The 16,149-nt window shown below is 57.3% G+C and carries 17 protein-coding genes; all 17 read left to right on the forward strand.

All coding sequences use genetic code 11. The features are described 5' to 3' along the window. Position 1: 1 nt before the first annotated feature. The 17 genes from DKB62_RS11585 to mreB all read left to right on the forward strand — a co-directional run bounded on the left by DKB62_RS11585 (position 2) and on the right by mreB (position 16,147). Complete coding sequence (locus tag DKB62_RS11585) at positions 2-2,059, forward strand: DUF5693 family protein (protein WP_107195273.1); 2,058 nt, start codon at positions 2-4, stop codon at positions 2,057-2,059. Continuing rightward, positions 2,052-3,188: a polysaccharide pyruvyl transferase CsaB gene (csaB, locus tag DKB62_RS11590; protein ID WP_107195272.1), complete on the forward strand. Its 1,137-nt coding sequence runs from the start codon at positions 2,052-2,054 to the stop codon at positions 3,186-3,188. Before DKB62_RS11585 ends, csaB begins: the two co-directional genes overlap by 8 nt. A 38-nt stretch (positions 3,189-3,226) precedes the next feature. Continuing rightward, on the forward strand, positions 3,227-3,913 hold the full coding sequence (gene ftsE, locus DKB62_RS11595; RefSeq protein WP_107195271.1) for a cell division ATP-binding protein FtsE: 687 nt from the start codon (positions 3,227-3,229) through the stop codon (positions 3,911-3,913). Beyond that, positions 3,903-4,790: a permease-like cell division protein FtsX gene (ftsX, locus tag DKB62_RS11600; RefSeq protein ID WP_107195270.1), complete on the forward strand. Its 888-nt coding sequence runs from the start codon at positions 3,903-3,905 to the stop codon at positions 4,788-4,790. The genes ftsE and ftsX overlap by 11 nt, the downstream gene beginning before the upstream one ends. Before the next feature lie 3 nt (positions 4,791-4,793). After that, positions 4,794-5,987, forward strand: coding sequence for a murein hydrolase activator EnvC family protein (locus tag DKB62_RS11605; protein WP_087477505.1), 1,194 nt, complete (start codon positions 4,794-4,796; stop codon positions 5,985-5,987). A gap of 12 nt (positions 5,988-5,999) precedes the next feature. Then, positions 6,000-7,154 carry a S41 family peptidase gene (locus tag DKB62_RS11610; protein ID WP_107195269.1) on the forward strand — a complete coding sequence of 385 codons (1,155 nt, stop codon included), beginning with the start codon at positions 6,000-6,002 and terminating at the stop codon, positions 7,152-7,154. A gap of 181 nt (positions 7,155-7,335) precedes the next feature. Then, on the forward strand, positions 7,336-8,607 hold the full coding sequence (obgE, locus tag DKB62_RS11615; protein WP_107195268.1) for a GTPase ObgE: 1,272 nt from the start codon (positions 7,336-7,338) through the stop codon (positions 8,605-8,607). A gap of 14 nt (positions 8,608-8,621) precedes the next feature. Continuing rightward, positions 8,622-8,915 (forward strand): YhbY family RNA-binding protein, encoded by a 294-nt coding sequence (locus tag DKB62_RS11620; RefSeq protein WP_107195267.1) that lies wholly within the window; start codon positions 8,622-8,624, stop codon positions 8,913-8,915. Between the two features lie 12 nt (positions 8,916-8,927). Beyond that, positions 8,928-10,058, forward strand: coding sequence for a glutamate 5-kinase (proB, locus tag DKB62_RS11625; protein WP_107195266.1), 1,131 nt, complete (start codon positions 8,928-8,930; stop codon positions 10,056-10,058). Between the two features lie 12 nt (positions 10,059-10,070). Beyond that, positions 10,071-11,318: a glutamate-5-semialdehyde dehydrogenase gene (locus DKB62_RS11630; protein ID WP_107195265.1), complete on the forward strand. Its 1,248-nt coding sequence runs from the start codon at positions 10,071-10,073 to the stop codon at positions 11,316-11,318. Beyond that, positions 11,318-11,479 carry a hypothetical protein gene (locus DKB62_RS12640; protein ID WP_162860315.1) on the forward strand — a complete coding sequence of 54 codons (162 nt, stop codon included), beginning with the start codon at positions 11,318-11,320 and terminating at the stop codon, positions 11,477-11,479. Before DKB62_RS11630 ends, DKB62_RS12640 begins: the two co-directional genes overlap by 1 nt. Continuing rightward, positions 11,466-12,107, forward strand: coding sequence for a nicotinate-nucleotide adenylyltransferase (gene nadD / locus DKB62_RS11635; protein WP_095629675.1), 642 nt, complete (start codon positions 11,466-11,468; stop codon positions 12,105-12,107). The genes DKB62_RS12640 and nadD overlap by 14 nt, the downstream gene beginning before the upstream one ends. After that, on the forward strand, positions 12,065-12,667 hold the full coding sequence (yqeK, locus tag DKB62_RS11640) for a bis(5'-nucleosyl)-tetraphosphatase (symmetrical) YqeK (protein ID WP_107195264.1): 603 nt from the start codon (positions 12,065-12,067) through the stop codon (positions 12,665-12,667). The genes nadD and yqeK overlap by 43 nt, the downstream gene beginning before the upstream one ends. Continuing rightward, the gene (locus DKB62_RS11645; RefSeq protein WP_232818722.1) at positions 12,660-13,667 is read left to right on the forward strand and encodes an LCP family glycopolymer transferase; all 1,008 of its coding nucleotides are present in this window, start codon (positions 12,660-12,662) and stop codon (positions 13,665-13,667) included. The genes yqeK and DKB62_RS11645 overlap by 8 nt, the downstream gene beginning before the upstream one ends. Before the next feature lie 27 nt (positions 13,668-13,694). Further along, positions 13,695-14,072 carry a ribosome silencing factor gene (gene rsfS / locus DKB62_RS11650; protein ID WP_087477497.1) on the forward strand — a complete coding sequence of 126 codons (378 nt, stop codon included), beginning with the start codon at positions 13,695-13,697 and terminating at the stop codon, positions 14,070-14,072. 1 nt (position 14,073) lies between these two features. Next, positions 14,074-14,940 (forward strand): CvfB family protein, encoded by an 867-nt coding sequence (locus DKB62_RS11655; protein WP_087477496.1) that lies wholly within the window; start codon positions 14,074-14,076, stop codon positions 14,938-14,940. 166 nt (positions 14,941-15,106) lie between these two features. Further along, positions 15,107-16,147: a rod shape-determining protein gene (mreB, locus tag DKB62_RS11660; RefSeq protein WP_107195263.1), complete on the forward strand. Its 1,041-nt coding sequence runs from the start codon at positions 15,107-15,109 to the stop codon at positions 16,145-16,147. Positions 16,148-16,149: the final 2 nt, after the last annotated feature.

Genomic DNA, 16,149 nt, shown 5'->3' on the forward strand with positions numbered 1-16,149 from the left:
TATGGAAAAACAACATCGCTACAGCAACATGCTGATGATCGCCGCCGTGCTCATCGGCCTCCTTTGCTCCATATACATGTGCGTCCAGCGCTACGCCGTGGAAGAACGGACGATGACGATCGAGCAGGCTATGGATTACGACGCCGTCGTCAGCATGGTCCGCAACGACGGCTATGATACTGACGAGGCGCTGGAAAAATTCCGGCAGGCCGGCATTACGAGCTTTACCATATACGACACGACGCTGAACAAGCTGACCCAGCGGGGCGACATATCGCTCATCACGCGGCTGGGCTTCCAGCTGTATTATCCGCAGCTGCAGATCGGCGATTTGTCTTATGATTATTACGTCGTCGGCCAGCCTAAGGACAAGGAAGACCCGTACTTCGACGAAATTACGGCGGATCTGAAGGCCCGCCTCGGCGCGGACAGCGTCGGCGTCATTGCCAATTCCCAATACCGCATCTTAGGACTGCGCGGCGCTATGCCGGCTTTAGGCGATATGAATCTGGGAATCTTGTCGGCTGACGCCAAGGCCATTGCGGCCCGCGGGTTCCACGTCATCCTGCGGCCGACGAATTACAGCAACGTATCGAAAGAGCAGATTGATCAGTTTTTCCAGCGGGCCGCAGATATTCCCGACGTGTCGGGCATCATGTTCGTCGGCAAGGAAGTGCTGGGCTATACGCCGGACAAGGAGCAGCGCAAGGCGATGCTGGCTGTGACGGCGGAGCATATGAAGGCCCAGGGCCTGCCCTTTTACATGATCGAAGCGGCTAACCAGCTGCAGTACGACCGTCAGGACGGCATGTATGATTTGGCCGACCTCCTAAATTATCAGACGGTACGTATTTACGCCATGTCCAAGGAAGAGCTGGAAAAGATTACGCCGGAAGAAGCGGCCATGCGCTTTTACATCAGCGATTTGGAGCGCAACGTCCGCGTCAATTTGTATCCCCTGTATAAAAAGCCTCTCCATGGCATGAACCTGACGGAGACGAACCTATCCTATATTCAGGAAACGTCCCAGAAATTGAAAGACCGGGGCTATACGCTGGGCAGGGCCTCTATCATGGAAGGGTATTATCCCAACGCGTTGCTGCTGGCCGTGACGGCTGCGGCTGCGGCCTGCGGGTTTGTCTTCGTGCTGAACCTGTTCATTCCCTTATCGGAAAAGGTAAATTATATTCTCCTGGCGCTGGCAGTCGTCGGCGGAGCCGGGGGAACGGTACTGTTTCAAAGCGCTCTGTTCCTGCAGCTCATGGCTATCGGCTGCGCCGTAGCGTCGCCGACAGCGGCCATGCTTCTCCTGCTGGATTGGTGGAGAAAGAAGCCGATAGACGCGCCCCTGGGGTACGGACGAGTCGTCCGCGACGGGGCCGTCGGCCTGACCTGCGCCGTGGCTATCGCCATGATCGGCGGCCTGTATATTGCGGCCATGCTCGGCAATATCCGCTTCTTTATGGAATTTGATTTTTACCGCGGCGTCAAGCTGACCTTCGTGCTGCCGATCCTGCTGGTAGCCGCAGGCTATTTGCTCCGCTTCCCCCTGTGGGGCCGGACGATTGCCTCGCCGCAGGATTTCGCAGCCTTTGCAAAGGATTTCCTCAATATCCCCATCAAGATGGGGACGCTCATCCTGTTGGGCATGCTGGCCATGGTGGCCTTCATTTTCGTCGGACGGAGCGGCCATACGGCAGGCGTTCCCGTACCCGATTTTGAAGTGGCTCTGCGCCGTTTTCTGGAAAACGCCATGTACGCCCGTCCGCGGGAAAAGGAATTTCTCGTCGGCCATCCGGCGTTTTTCCTCATGGTCGCCGCCATGTACCGCAAATGGCCTCAGATACTGCATTTCCTGTTAGTGTTGGCCGCGACGATAGGCGTCGGCTCTATGGTCGAAACGTTCGCCCACATCCGCACGCCCTTCCTCATGTCCTTTATCCGGGGCATCGACGGCTGGCTGCTGGGCCTGCCCTTAGGCATCATCGGCGTCTGCGGCGTCGCCTTCCTCGAGTACATTACGAATTGGCTGGGAAAGCGGGTGAAGCCCCGTGAGTAAGGTCGTTATTTCCGGCTATTACGGATTTGCCAACGCCGGCGACGAGGCCATGCTGTCGGCTATTATCGGCTCCCTGCGAGACATCATGCCCCATGTGGAGATTACGGTTATTACGGGCAATTGCCAGATGACCCGGAAACATCACAACGTACATACAGTTCACCGCATGAACTTTTTAGCTATCGCAGCGGCTATTCGCCGCTGTGATATTCTTATTAGCGGCGGCGGCAGCCTGCTCCAGGATGTGACCAGTACGCGCAGCCTCTACTATTACCTGCTCATCATGCGCATCGCCTTGTTTTTCCATAAGCCCGTCATGCTTTATGCCCAGGGCATAGGTCCCGTGCGGGGCGAGAAGGCCCGGCAGGCCGTGCGGCGCGTGCTGCAGCAGGTGACGGTCATCGGCGTCCGCGACAGCGAATCGAAGCGGGAGCTGGCGTCGCTGGGCGTGACGGCTCCGCCGGTTCACGTCACGGCCGACGCTGTCCTTTCCATGCATCCCGTCGATAAAAAAATCGGCTTTTACTTGCTGAAAAAAGCCGGTGTCACAGGCATACGGACCCGCGTCGGCATCGCCGTCCGCGACTGGCAGGGGATGACGGGGTACAAAGAAGAAATTGCCAAGGCCGCCGACGAGCTGCAGCGCCGTCTGGATGCCCGCATCATCTTCATTCCCATGCAGTATCCCGCCGACGTCAAGGCCGGCGAGGATATTGCCGCCATGATGGAAACGGAAGCCGTCGTCCTGCGGGAAGGCTATAATACGGTGGAATTCATGTCCCTCATCGGCTGCATGGACGCCGTCATTGCCAACCGCCTGCACGCCCTGGTGTTCGCCTCCCTCATGGAGGTACCCGTGACGGCTATTTCCTACGATCCGAAGATAGACAGCTTTATCCAGCTCATCGGAGAAGAGCTCTGCGGTACCGTCGAGACGGTCGCTGCTGAGGATCTCGTCGCCGACGTGACGAAGAAGCTGGCTGCCGGAGGCATTGCGCCGGACGTGAAGGCGCGGCTCAATCACCTGCGCCGCCAGTCGCTGCGCAACGCTTATTTGGCTCTGCGGATTATCGAAGGAAAAGACAGCCTGCGGGCCCGGCTGAAGAGCAGAAATACGGACGGCCGTTAGGGCCGCAGTTTGCACAGATACTTGGAAAGAGGTTTCCCATGATTGATTTCAAAGACGTATCAAAAGTATATGAAAATGGTTCCGTAGCCTTGAGCCATGTGTCGCTGCACATCGGCAAGGGCGAATTTGTATTTGTCGTCGGCGCTAGCGGCGCCGGCAAATCGACGTTTATCAAGATGCTGTCCCATGAAGAACTGCCCAGCCAGGGCTCGGTCTTCGTCGACGGGATAGAAGTCAATAAGCTGCCTAAGAGCCGCGTGCCTTATCTGCGGCGCAAAATGGGGATCGTCTTCCAGGATTTCCGCCTCCTGCCCAATAAGACGGCTGCGGAAAACGTGGCCTTCGCCATGGAAGTCATCGAATCGCCGCGGAAGGTCATTAAAGAGCGGGTGCGGACGGTTCTCGACCTGGTCGGCCTGCTGAGCAAGGCCGATGACCTGCCTCAGAACCTGAGCGGCGGCGAACAGCAGCGCGTAGCTATCGCCCGGGCAATCGTAAACCGCCCTCTGTTGCTCATAGCCGACGAACCGACGGGCAACCTGGACCCGGATACATCCAAGGATATTATGGAAACGTTTAAGAAAATCAACCACATGGGTACGACGGTCCTCATGGTTACCCATGATAAGCAGATGGTCGATTTGATGAACAAGCGGGTTATCGAAATCGTCGACGGCAAAATAGCCCGGGACGAACAGAAAGGGGGATACGGCGATGAAGATTAGAACGATGCGGTACTTCGTGTCCGAAGCGGTCAAGTCTTTTTGGCGCAACAGCTTCATGACCATCGCCTCCATTGCGACGGTCGCCTTGTCCTTTTTCATCTTAGGCGTATTTACGATTATCGTCGCTAATTTGGATCACTTCGCAGAAAATCTGGAGAGCCAGGTGCAGATCAGCATCTATTTAAAGGACGACTTGACGACGGACCAGGTCATGAGCGTCGGCCGCCGGCTGAAAGCTCTGCCCGATGTCAAGGAACTCAGCTTTACCAATAAAGATCAGGCCATGGAAAAGCTGAAGGAACGGATGAAGGACCAGCCGGGTATCCTGAATGCCCTGGAAGGGAAGAACCCTCTGCCCAGCTCGTACGAGCTGACCTTCACCAATCCGGAAGCCGTTAAAAAGACGGCGGCTATTGTCGCCGAATATCCGGAAGTCGAAAGCTCCCATTACGGTCAGGAAATCATCGAGCAGCTGTTTCAGATTACGGCCGTCGTCCGCTGGGGCGGCATTGCCTTGATCATCCTCTTGACCTTTGCGACGCTGTTCATCATTTCCAATACGATTCGCCTGACCGTATTTGCCCGCCGCAAGGAAATCGGTATCATGAAATACGTCGGTGCGACGAACTGGTTTATCCGCTGGCCCTTCCTGCTGGAAGGCCTGTTCCTGGGCTTTATCGGCGGCGTCATCGCCGACCTGGCCCTGCTGCAGTTTTATGAATTCATTACGGTGACGATTCACCGTACTCTGGCGTTCCTGCCCATGGTCGGCATGTACCCCTTCATGTATCAAATGGGGGGCGTCCTCCTGCTCCTCAGCATGGTCATCGGGGCTATCGGCAGTACGATTTCGTTGAAGCGGTATATGAAGGTGTAAGGTATGGTTACGTTTACGAAACAGAAAAAATACGTAGCCGCCATGGTCATATCGGCCTTGCTGAGCCCGTGCTTCGCGTCCTTCGCCGAAGACGAGGATTTGCAGAACCAGCTGGCCGACGTGCAGCAGCAGATGGCGGAACAGGAACAAAAGAAGAATGAAGCCGAAGCGGTCATCGGCAGCGTCTTTGAAAAGCTGCGGGTCATCCAGGAAAACCTCGACGCCGCCGAAGCGGAATACAAGTCGATTTCCGACCAGCTGGCCCAGACGGAAGCCAAAATCAGGGATACGGAAGCCCGGCTGGCAGCCGAACAGGCTAAGCTCGACAAGCGTCTCGACGTGTTCAGCGTCCGCATCCGCGATATTTATATGCACGGCCAGCTCAATTATCTCGACGTCATTCTGGGAGCCAAGGACTTCAATGACTTTGCCAACCGCGTCGAACTGCTGCGCCGGGTCGTGGCCGCCGACATGGAGCTGATTTCGTCCATTCGGGAACAGCGGGACATCATCCATCAGGCACGGCAGGAACTGGAAGCGGAACGGCAGCATCAGGTACAGCTGAAGGCCGAAGCGGAACAGAAGAAGGCTGAAATCGAAGAACATAAGAAGGAACAGCAGGCTATTCTGTATCAGGCTGAAAACGACAAGGCCACGGCAGAAGCGGCGTACCGCGAATTGGAAGCGTCTTCGGCAGCTATCGGCGAAATGCTCCGCCAGCGCGCGGCCGAACGGGCGGCAGCAGCCGCTGCCGCGGCGGCCCAGCAGTCGTCGGGCGGAGGCGGATACACGAGCTATCAGCCCGTCAGCGGGTCCGGCGCTATGATGTGGCCGGTCAACGGCGTCATTACGTCCGAATACGGTTACCGCGTCCATCCTATATTCGGCTCGACCATTTATCACAGCGGCATGGATATCGGCGTCGATTACGGCACGCCCGTAGCGGCGGCCGACAGCGGCTACGTCGTGGAAGCCGGCTGGATCAGCGGCTACGGCTACGCCGTCATCATCGATCACGGCAACGGCCTGTCGACCTTGTACGGCCACAACGAATCCCTGGCCGTATCGGCCGGCCAGTCGGTCTCCAAAGGGCAAACCATCGCCTATGCCGGCTCGACGGGCAACTCGACGGGGCCCCACGTTCACTTTGAAGTGCGTTCCAATGGGGACCCTGTAGACCCCATGGCCTACTTATAAGGCGGCGCTGCGATGAAAGAGTCTATCAAGCGTTTTTTTCAGGAAGCAAAGCCCTTTTTCCAGTGGATTACGACGGTCGTCGCCTCGGTTCTTCTGCTGCTGGCCGCCTTGTCGTACGAATTGACGGGCGACTATATGGGGATTTTTAAGTTTTTCCGCATCATTGCCGTCGTAGAGGATCATTATGCCGGCGACGTCGATAAGAAGGCCCTGCTCGACGGGGCCATGAAGGGCGTTGTAGATACGTTGGGCGACAAGCATTCGACGTATTTGACCGGCGATGAATTCAAGATGTTTACGGAGCAGATGACCGGCTCCTATGCCGGCATCGGCGTGTACATCAGCCAGGCCAACGAAGGCGTGTTCATTGCCGGCGTCATCGACGGCAGCCCGGCCAGCGAGGCGGGGCTGCAGCGGGGCGACGTCATCATGGCTATCGACGGCCAGCCGACGGCGGGAATGGAGCTGGAAGACGTATCCCTGTCCATCCGCGGCCCGGAAAATACGTCCGTCGTCCTGACGATCCGCCGCGACGGCGCCGACAAGGACATGACCTTGATACGCCGCAACATCCACATGCAGACGGCGGCCGGCGAGATGATCGAAGGGACGGATATCGGCTACATCCGCATTGCCTTGTTCAGCGAGGACACGGGTCGGGAATTTACCGAAGCCTATCAGTCCCTGCGGGCCCAGGGCATGAAAAAGATGATCCTCGACCTGCGCAATAATCCCGGCGGGCTAGTCGACCAGGCGACGCTGGTGGCCAGCAACTTCGTGCCGAAGAACAGCGTCGTCGTGTCCTATACGAGCAGCGACGGCCAGGAAGAGCAGTTCGTCGCCGACGGGACGGACGAGGTCATTCCCCTCGTCGTGCTGGTCAATGAAAATTCAGCCAGCGCGTCGGAAATCGTCGCCGGCGACGTGCAGGACTTGCAGCTGGGGCCCATCGTCGGCGTCCGCACCTTCGGCAAGGGAACCGTCCAGGGCGTCTATCCCGTTACGAAGGACGACGCCGTAAAGGTCACCGTAGCCAAGTATCGGACGACGAAGGGGCGGGAAGTCGAAGGCAAGGGCATCGAGCCCGACGTCGTCGTGCCCCTGCAGCCGAACGATCCCGTCGACTATCAGCTGGAAAAAGCGATGGAACTATTGCAGAAGCCGTAAACGAATTGAATTTCTTGCGCAAAATGACTTTACAGACGAGCCGTTTTGCTTTAAAATTTGAACAGTACCTTTTTAAGTGTATATAGCAGGACAGATAGACAGGAGACATGGTATATGTATGCTGTGTCTCTTTCTGTATATAGCGTCCTTTTCAGACATTTCGTATTCAATGAGGTGAAATATGTTTATCGATAGAGCCAGAATTTTTGTACAGTCCGGAAAAGGCGGCGACGGCATGAGCAGCTTCCGCCGCGAAAAATTTGTCCCCAAGGGCGGTCCTGACGGCGGCGACGGCGGCCACGGCGGCAACGTCGTCCTCGTAGCCGACCGCAACGTCAACACCCTCGTCGACTTCCGCTTCCGCCGCCTGTTCAAGGCCAAGCCCGGCGGCAAGGGCCAGGGAGCGAACTGCTACGGCCGCAACGCCGAAGACCTGCTCATTACGGTTCCTTTAGGCACGATCGTAAAAGACGAAGAATCGGGCCAGATCATCGCCGACCTGAGTCATGACGGCCAGCAGGCTGTCGTAGCCAAAGGCGGCCGCGGCGGCCGGGGCAACTGGCATTTCCGCTCCAGTTCCAACCGCACTCCGACCTTTGCCGAACGGGGTGAACCGGGAGAAGAGCGGTGGCTCCGCCTGGAACTGAAGGTATTGGCCGACATCGGCCTGTTGGGCTATCCCAGCGTCGGCAAGTCGAGCATCCTGCGCAAGGTATCGGCAGCCCAGCCGGAAGTGGCAGCCTATCACTTTACGACGCTCAACCCCATTCTCGGCGTCGTCGACCTGAGCGATCACCGCAGCTTCGTCATGGCTGACATTCCCGGCCTCATTGAAGGAGCCAGCGAAGGCGTAGGCCTGGGCCACGATTTCCTCCGCCACATCGAGCGGACGAAGATACTGGTTCACGTCCTCGACGTGTCGGGCATGGAAGGCCGCGACCCTATCGAGGATTACGAAAAGATCAACGAAGAGCTGCGCAAATACAGCGAAAAGCTGTCGCGGAAAAAACAGATTATCGCGGCGAATAAAATCGACATGCTCGGCGATTCGGACAATCTGGAACGGCTGAAAGCTTACATGGACGAACGGGGACAGGAAGTATACCCCATCTGCGCCATGACCGGTGAAGGGCTGGAAGTCCTCCTCGAACGGCTGTGGGAGCTGCTGGAAACGTACGTCGAAGAGCCGGAAGAAATCGCCGAAGAAGTCGTCTACAAGGCGCAGGATAAGCCGGACTTCGAAGTCAAGCGGGCCGACGACGGAGCTTTCGTCATTACGGGCCCCCGTATTGAAAACCTCGTAGCCATGACGAACTTCGACGACGACCAGTCCCTGCGCCGTTTCCAGCGCATCTGGCGCTACATGGAGCTGGATAAGCTGCTGAAGGAAAAGGGCATTCACGATGGAAATACTGTCCGCATCTGCGAAATGGAATTTGAATATCACGAATAAAAGGAGCAATGAGAGTGAACAATAAAGATAAGAAGAAATTAAAAGCTATGGCCAGTCTCATGCCGTCGGTCGTGCAGATCGGCAAGGAAGGACTGAGCGACGCTGTCATCGACAGCGCCAGAGCGGCTATTACGGCGCGGGAGCTCATCAAAGCCCACGTCCTGAACAACGCCAATCTGGACACGCGGGAAACGATGGAAGACCTGGCCGATATGCTGGGCGCCGAGCTGGTGCAGGTCATCGGCCACTACGGCGTATTGTTCAAGAAAAAAGATGAAAAATCGCACTTCGATTTTATTACGATGTAAGGTTGGGATAACATGGCCGGTAACCGGGAATTGCTGCAAAAGAAAAATCGCATTGTCGTCAAGGTAGGGTCGAGCACCCTGACCCATGAGACAGGGAAGCTCAACTACCACCGCATCGAGCGGCTGGCAATGGAAATCGCCGATTTGGCAAATCAGGGGAAGGAAATGGTTCTCGTGTCGTCAGGCGCCGTCAGCGCCGGCATGGGGCCGCTGGGGCTGTCGGCGCGGCCCAAGACGATCCGCGAAAAGCAGGCCGTCGCCGCCGTTGGGCAGGGCGTCCTCATGCATACTTATGAAAAGATGTTCCGCGAATACGGGCAGAACGTCGGTCAGGTACTGCTGACGCGCATGGATGCCCAGGACCGTAAGAAATTTATGAATTCTCGCAATACCTTGCTGACGATGCTGCAGATGGGCGTCATCCCCATCATCAACGAAAATGACGTCGTAGCCATCGACGAGTTTAAAATCGGCGACAACGACACCTTGTCGGCTATGGTCAGCAATTTCATCGAAGCCGATTTGCTTATCATCCTCTCCGACGTAGACGGCCTGTATACGGCCAATCCGCAGACCCATCCCGAGGCTCGCATCATTCCCGTCGTGACGGAGGTGGACAAGCACGTCTACGACATTGCCGGCGGAGCCGGCTCGTCTATCGGCACGGGTGGAATGTACACGAAGATACAGGCCGCGTCCATTGCCACCTCGTCAGGCGTTGACATGGTCATCGCTTCGGGCAGTGAAGACGGCGTCCTGCGCCGCATTTGCCAGGGCGAGGACGTCGGCACCTGGTTTACGGCCAAGGATTCGAACCTGCATACGAAAAAGCGCTGGCTCCTGTCGGGAAGCAAGGCTCAGGGGAGCCTTATCGTAGACGGAGGCTGCCGCAACGCCCTCGTCGAGCACGGTTCCAGCCTGCTGCCCGTAGGCATCGCCGCCGTAGAGGGCGAGTTCCACGAAGGAGACATCGTCAACGTCATGTACGAAGGCCTCGTCATTGCCAAGGGCATCGTCAACTACAACAGCGAAAGCGTCGAAGCCATTAAGCGCCACAAGACCGACGACATCGAAAAGATTCTCGGCCACGAAGGCGTATATGAAGAAGTCATTCACCGCGACAACCTCGTCGTCATGCAGTGAGGAGGGATTGTTATGGAATCAGAAGTAGTAGTCAAAGCCAGAGCGGCTAAAATGGGGGCCCAGGAGCTGGCCTTAGTTGGTACGGATACGAAAAACAAAGCATTGGCGTATTTAGCCGACGAGCTGGAACGGCAGTCGGCCCGCATTATCGAAGCCAATCACCTGGATATTGCCGCGGCACGGAACAACGGCCTGAGCGAAGCCATGCTGGATCGTTTGAAGCTGACAGAACAGCGGATTCACGATATGGCTGCCGGCGTGCGCCAGGTCATCGAGCTTTCCGACCCGGTCGGCCGCTGCCTTGAAGAATGGGACCGGCCCAACGGGCTGCATATCTGCAAGGTGACTGTGCCCTTGGGCGTCATCGCCATCATTTACGAATCGCGGCCCAACGTCACCGTCGACGCTGCTGCCCTGTGCGTCAAGTCGGGCAACGCCTGCGTCCTCCGCGGCGGCAGCGAGGCCATTCATTCCAATACGGCTTTAGTTGCCGTCATTAAGGAGGCTCTCAAAGCGGCGGGCCTCAATCCCGACATCGTAGGTCTGCTGGAAAATACGGACCGGGCTCTGGTGAAGGAGCTGCTGACCCTGCGCCAGTACATCGACCTGGCCATTCCCCGCGGCGGCGCCGGCCTCATCCGCATGGTCGTCGAAACGGCGACGGTGCCCTGCGTCGAAACGGGAAGCGGCGTCTGCCACGTCTACGTCGACAAGGACGCCGACCTGGACATGGCCGTCCGCATCATCGAAAACGCCAAGGTGTCCCGGCCGTCGACGTGCAACGCCATGGAAACGCTGCTGGTTCATGAAAGCGTATTGGCCCCGCTGATGAAGAAGCTCGTGCCGGTCATGAAGCAGGACTGCGTCGAAATGCGCGGCGACGACCTAGCGCGCAGCGTCGACAGCGCCGTCCTTGCCGCAGAGGAAGCCGACTGGGAAACGGAATACAACGCCCTCGTCATGTCTATCCGGACCGTGTCGTCCTTAGAAGAAGCGCTAGAGCACATCCGCCGCTACAGCACGCATCACTCCGAAGCCATCGTAACGGACAATCCGGAAACGGCCGAAGCCTTTCTGCGCAGCGTCGATTCGGCAGCAGTGTACGTCAACGCATCGACGCGGTTTACCGACGGCTTTGAATTCGGCTTCGGCGCGGAAATCGGCATCAGCACGCAGAAGCTGCACGTCCGCGGCCCCATGGGGCTGGAAGCCCTCGTATCCTATAAATACGTCGTCCGCGGTCAGGGCCAGATCCGGTAATGAAGCGCGTCGTGCAGGCCTACATGCGGACGCTGCGGCAGTACCTGTCAGCGCCGAAGACTCGCTATGAATACAAGCACTACGCCATCTGGCTGTTGTTATACGGCCTGACGCTGGCGCTGGTGTGGGGAGGAATTTATCTGTACCATGGAAATCACTAGGCTGGGGATCATGGGGGGAACTTTTAATCCTATTCACCTGGGACACCTGATGATCGCCGAAGAAGCGCGGCAGACCTTTCATCTCGACAGGGTGCTATTCATCCCTTCGTACATAACGCCCAATAAAAATATAGACGGCGCGACGGCGGAGCAGCGCCTGGCCATGACCAGGCTGGCGACGGCCGACAATCCCTATTTTGCCGTCAGCGATTTGGAAATACGCCGCAAGGGACGGTCGTACACCGTCGATACGCTGCGCTTTTTAAAGGAATTTTACGGCCCGTCGTATATTTTGTATTTTATATCGGGAACCGATACGATACAGGATCTGCCGCAGTGGTACAAGCCGGAGGAAATCCTCTCGCTGTGCCAGTTTGTCGGCGCGACGCGGCCTGACGGCACGCAGTCCATCGGCCAGGTCGTCGAGCATTTCGGCGAGCTGGGAAAGCACATTTTAAAGCTGACCGTACCGACTATGCAAATCTCTTCGACTGAACTGCGGCACCGTATACGCAGCGGACTGTCCGTCCGATACATGATGCCCAAAGTCGTTATAGAATATATCGAAAAACATGGAGTATATCAATGTACAGCGAAGAACTCAAGACAACCATTAAAGAACATTTAAAAGAGACGCTGAGCCCGCACCGGTACCAGCACGTGCTGGGCGTAGCCCAGGCGGCGCGCCAGCTGGCCGAGAAGTACGGCGGCGATGCCGATCAGGCCGAGGTCGCCGGCCTGCTGCACGACGCGGCCAAGCAGATGGACCTGCCGGCTATGCAGAAGCTGGCCTGGCGGAGCTTCGGCAGCACCTTGCCCGATACGATCGTCTCTATCGGCAGCCTGCTTCACGGCTACGCCGCCGTGACCATAGCCCGGGAGCAGTACGGCATTGACGACGCCGACCTCCTGGCGTCCCTGGCCCATCATACGACAGGGGCCGAGCATATGAGCCTCTTGGAAAAAATTATTTTTATGGCCGATTATATCGAGGTCAACCGCGATTTCGACGGCGTGGACAAGCTGCGCCGCCTGGCTGCGGAAGACCTGGATAAAGCCGTGCTGGCCGGCTACGATTCGACCATATTTCATCTATTAGAGCAGGGCAAGACGATTTACGTCGGCACGGTGACCAATCGGAATGCCCATATTTTGTCGATGAAGAAGGATCGGACCCATCATGGATAAGAAGAAATGGTTTCACCGTCCGAAGAAAAAGCATGCCATGCCGGGCGAACGGGAGCGGCGCAAAAAGCTGCTGCACCTGCTGGCGGGCATCGTCGCCGTTGCGGCCGTCCTGTTCTTGTCCGTGACGGCGTGGCGGCACTACCAGACGTCCCGGGCCGAGCAGTTTCAGAACCGCCTCGACGCCGTACAGAACGGCGCGTCAGGCTCCTTTGAGCAGATCAGCCCCGATACGCCACTGTACGTACTGGTCATCGGCCGCGACGGCAACACGCCGCAGCAGGTCAACTTCGTCGGACTGGCGGCGGTCAATAAGGAAAAGAAGCATATCGATTTCATCATGCTGCCGGACAATACGAAGATTGAAGGCCGCAAGGAAAAGGGGATTCAGGAGCTTCAGGACGTGTATACTGAAGGCGGTCGGACCCTCGTTCAGGCCGTCGTGGAAGACATGTTTCACATTCCCGTTCCTTTTTATGTCGAATTTTCTGAAGATACCTTCGTGAAGATGATCGATATGAGCGGCGGACTGCCCATGTATGTGGAAGAAAACATGTACCACGCCGACGAAACGGGCACGACGGATATCAACCTGTTCCAGGGGTATCAGACCCTGACCGGGCAGGAAGCGGCGGGCTACATGCGCTACATCGACGAAGACGGCTACCTGTCGCGGACCCAGCGGCAGGAACGGCTGGTCAAGCTGTTTTACGCCGACCGGCAGCAGCGCTTCGGCATTTCCAACATGCTGTTTTTATACCGCTTCTGGAACAATGTAGATTCGAATATTTCCGCGAAGGATATAGCGGCCCTGGCCTTCAGCTTCCGCCACGTGCCGGCTGAAGACATTCATTTTTATATTTTGCCCGGCGAAAATACCAACGACGGGGCGACAGGCGGCAAGACGCTGTGGAGCTACGACCCCGTAGAAGGGCAGAAGATCATCGGCGCGACGAACAACGCCATCGCGCCGGCGCCCGAACCGCCCAGCAACACGCCGTAAGGCAGAGTCAGAGAAGGAGAACACAGAATGCCAATTACTATAAAGACAACGAAAGAAGAAAGAGAACTGAAAAGCTATGAAATTGCGGCCCAGGCTGCCAGCGACAAAAAGAGCTGGAACATCGTCATCCTCGACATGGAACAGTCGTCCATGATGGCCGATTACTTCGTCATCTGCAGCGCCCGCAACAACAAGCAGGCCCAGAGCATTGCCGACAACATTGAAGAAGAAATGGAAAAGCACGGCTACGACGTGCGCCACGTCGAAGGCTACCGAGAAGGTAAGTGGATACTCATCGACGCCGGCGAAGTCGTGGCTCACGTATTTGTCGAACAGGACCGCAGCTACTATGATTTGGAAAACTTGTGGTGCGACGCCGAACGGATTCCGTTCGAAGGTGAGTAAGATGCAGGTACTGCAGGAAAACAGCATCGCCACGCTGGAAGTATTGCGCGCCAGCGACATGGGCGTATTTTTAAACGGCGGCACGGGCAATACGAACGACGACATACTGCTCCATAAAAATCAGCAGACCGAAGAGGTCCATGTCGGCGACAAGGTTACGGTCTTCTTGTATCATGACCCGTCGGGCCGCCTGACGGCCAGTATGCGCCTGCCGAAAATCAAGGTCGGCCAGATCGGCTATGCGCCGGTCATCAACACGACGCGCTTCGGCGCCTTCGTCGACGTCGGTACGGAGCGGGGCATCTTCATGCCCTTTGCCGAAATGAAGGGACGCCCCAAGGAAGGGGAATACGTATGGGTTAAGCTGTATGAAGACAAGTCCCATCGCCTGGCCGTATCCATGGAAGTAGAAGACGAAATGCGCCGGGCCTCCAGGGCGGCGACGGACGCCAAGGTCGGCGACTGGGTCGAAGGGGCGGTCTACAACATGACCGACCAGGGAGCCTACCTCATGACGCGGGAACGGTGGATTGCCTTTCTGCACCGCAGCGAATTCAGCGGCCCCATCCTCATCGGCCAGATGGTCAAGGGACGCATCACGTACCTGCGCGAAGACGGCCGCATCAACATTTCCCTGCGCCAGACCAAGGAAAACGCCATCAACCCGGACAGCGAAAAAATCCTGGCCTTCCTCAAGCAGCGAAAGGGGAAGATGCCCTATGGCGACAAGACGGCGCCGGCGGTCATCAAGACGAAGTTCGGCCTGAGCAAGGCTGCGTTCAAGCGGGCCCTGGGCCATCTCATGAAGGAACAGAAAATCTACCAGCAAGAAGGCTGGACGTACTTAAAAGAAGATACGGAAGAATAAGACGCGGCGCGGCGCTGAAACCGGACCCGGCAGAGGGAAGGCTTTCGACGCCGCCTTTGTTTTAGCCTGCGCAGCCGTCGGTGATTTTGATGAAAATATAGTGCGAAAATCGCCTTGGTGTGCTAAAATATGAAGATGATTACATAGTATAGGAAAGGGTTTTGGCATGGCTTCGATTTTTTCTCCATTAACTAAAAATATAGGTATTGACTTGGGAACGTGCACGACCCAGGTCTACGTAGAAGGGCGGGGCGTCGTCTTTTCCGAGCCTTCCATCGTGGCGACGGACGAGCGGAACCGCAAGCTCGTAGCCATCGGCAACGGGGCGGAAAGCATGCTGTCGAAGTCGCCGGAAACGGTGAAGATCCATCGGCCCCTGCTGAACGGCGTCGTCGCCGACTACGGCGTGACGCGGACGATGCTGGGCTATATCCTCAGCAAATGCGTCCGCAGCGTCCAGCGCCTGCGCATCATGGTCGGCGTGCCGGCTGCGGCGTCCAACGTCGAAAAGAGGGCCGTCATGGAAGCCGTCTATCAGGCCGGAGCCAAGGAAGCCTACCTCGTCGACACGGCCGTTGCCGCGGCCATGGGCGTCAACATGCCCGTATACGATCCCGTAGGCAACATGGTCGTTAACATCGGCGGCGGCACGACGAATGTGGCTATCCTTTCCTTGGGCGGCATCGTCGTGTCCAAGTCTATTCACCTGGGTAGCCTCGATTTCAATGAAGCGATTAAGGACTATCTGCGCGGCCAATACGATATCGTTACCGACGACATGACTATCGAAGAGATGAAGATTACCAACGGCTCGGCCGTATTGCCCCTGGAAGACCGGGGCTATTACTTCACGGGCCGGGGCCTCGACGACGGACTGCTGAAGGAATGCGCCGTTCAGGCCAGCGAGCTCTATCAGGTCATCGGACGGCCCCTCATGAAAATACTCGACTTAGTGCGGTCGGCCCTTCAGGAAACGCCGCCGGAGCTGTCGGCCGATATTATGGAGCACGGCGTCGTGCTGACCGGCGGCGGCGCCAAGCTCAAGGGCATGGAACAGCTCTTTTCTCAGGAACTGGGCGTGCCCGTCGTCCTGGCCGCCGAGCCGGATCTGGCCGTCGTCCGGGGCATCGGCGTCGCCGTGGCGGAACGGGAAAAGCTGGCCCCGGTCATTGAAGGAGCGCAGCGCATTTATAGGAGGAGATTTTAAAA

The sequence above is a fragment of the Megasphaera stantonii genome (genome assembly GCF_003367905.1).
GTDB classification, from domain to species: domain Bacteria; phylum Bacillota; class Negativicutes; order Veillonellales; family Megasphaeraceae; genus Megasphaera; species Megasphaera stantonii.

Bases quoted from the DNA above. Each gene is read 5' to 3' on its own strand.
- DKB62_RS11585 (WP_107195273.1), top strand. From the start codon at position 2: ATGGAAAAACAACATCGCTACAGCAACATGCTGATGATCGCCGCCGTG.
- ftsE (WP_107195271.1), top strand. From the start codon at position 3,227: ATGATTGATTTCAAAGACGTATCAAAAGTATATGAAAATGGTTCCGTA.
- ftsX (WP_107195270.1), top strand. From the start codon at position 3,903: ATGAAGATTAGAACGATGCGGTACTTCGTGTCCGAAGCGGTCAAGTCT.
- DKB62_RS11605 (WP_087477505.1), top strand. From the start codon at position 4,794: ATGGTTACGTTTACGAAACAGAAAAAATACGTAGCCGCCATGGTCATA.
- DKB62_RS11610 (WP_107195269.1), top strand. From the start codon at position 6,000: ATGAAAGAGTCTATCAAGCGTTTTTTTCAGGAAGCAAAGCCCTTTTTC.
- obgE (WP_107195268.1), top strand. From the start codon at position 7,336: ATGTTTATCGATAGAGCCAGAATTTTTGTACAGTCCGGAAAAGGCGGC.
- proB (WP_107195266.1), top strand. From the start codon at position 8,928: ATGGCCGGTAACCGGGAATTGCTGCAAAAGAAAAATCGCATTGTCGTC.
- DKB62_RS11630 (WP_107195265.1), top strand. From the start codon at position 10,071: ATGGAATCAGAAGTAGTAGTCAAAGCCAGAGCGGCTAAAATGGGGGCC.
- DKB62_RS12640 (WP_162860315.1), top strand. From the start codon at position 11,318: ATGAAGCGCGTCGTGCAGGCCTACATGCGGACGCTGCGGCAGTACCTG.
- nadD (WP_095629675.1), top strand. From the start codon at position 11,466: ATGGAAATCACTAGGCTGGGGATCATGGGGGGAACTTTTAATCCTATT.
- yqeK (WP_107195264.1), top strand. From the start codon at position 12,065: ATGTACAGCGAAGAACTCAAGACAACCATTAAAGAACATTTAAAAGAG.
- DKB62_RS11645 (WP_232818722.1), top strand. From the start codon at position 12,660: ATGGATAAGAAGAAATGGTTTCACCGTCCGAAGAAAAAGCATGCCATG.
- rsfS (WP_087477497.1), top strand. From the start codon at position 13,695: ATGCCAATTACTATAAAGACAACGAAAGAAGAAAGAGAACTGAAAAGC.
- DKB62_RS11655 (WP_087477496.1), top strand. From the start codon at position 14,074: ATGCAGGTACTGCAGGAAAACAGCATCGCCACGCTGGAAGTATTGCGC.
- mreB (WP_107195263.1), top strand. From the start codon at position 15,107: ATGGCTTCGATTTTTTCTCCATTAACTAAAAATATAGGTATTGACTTG.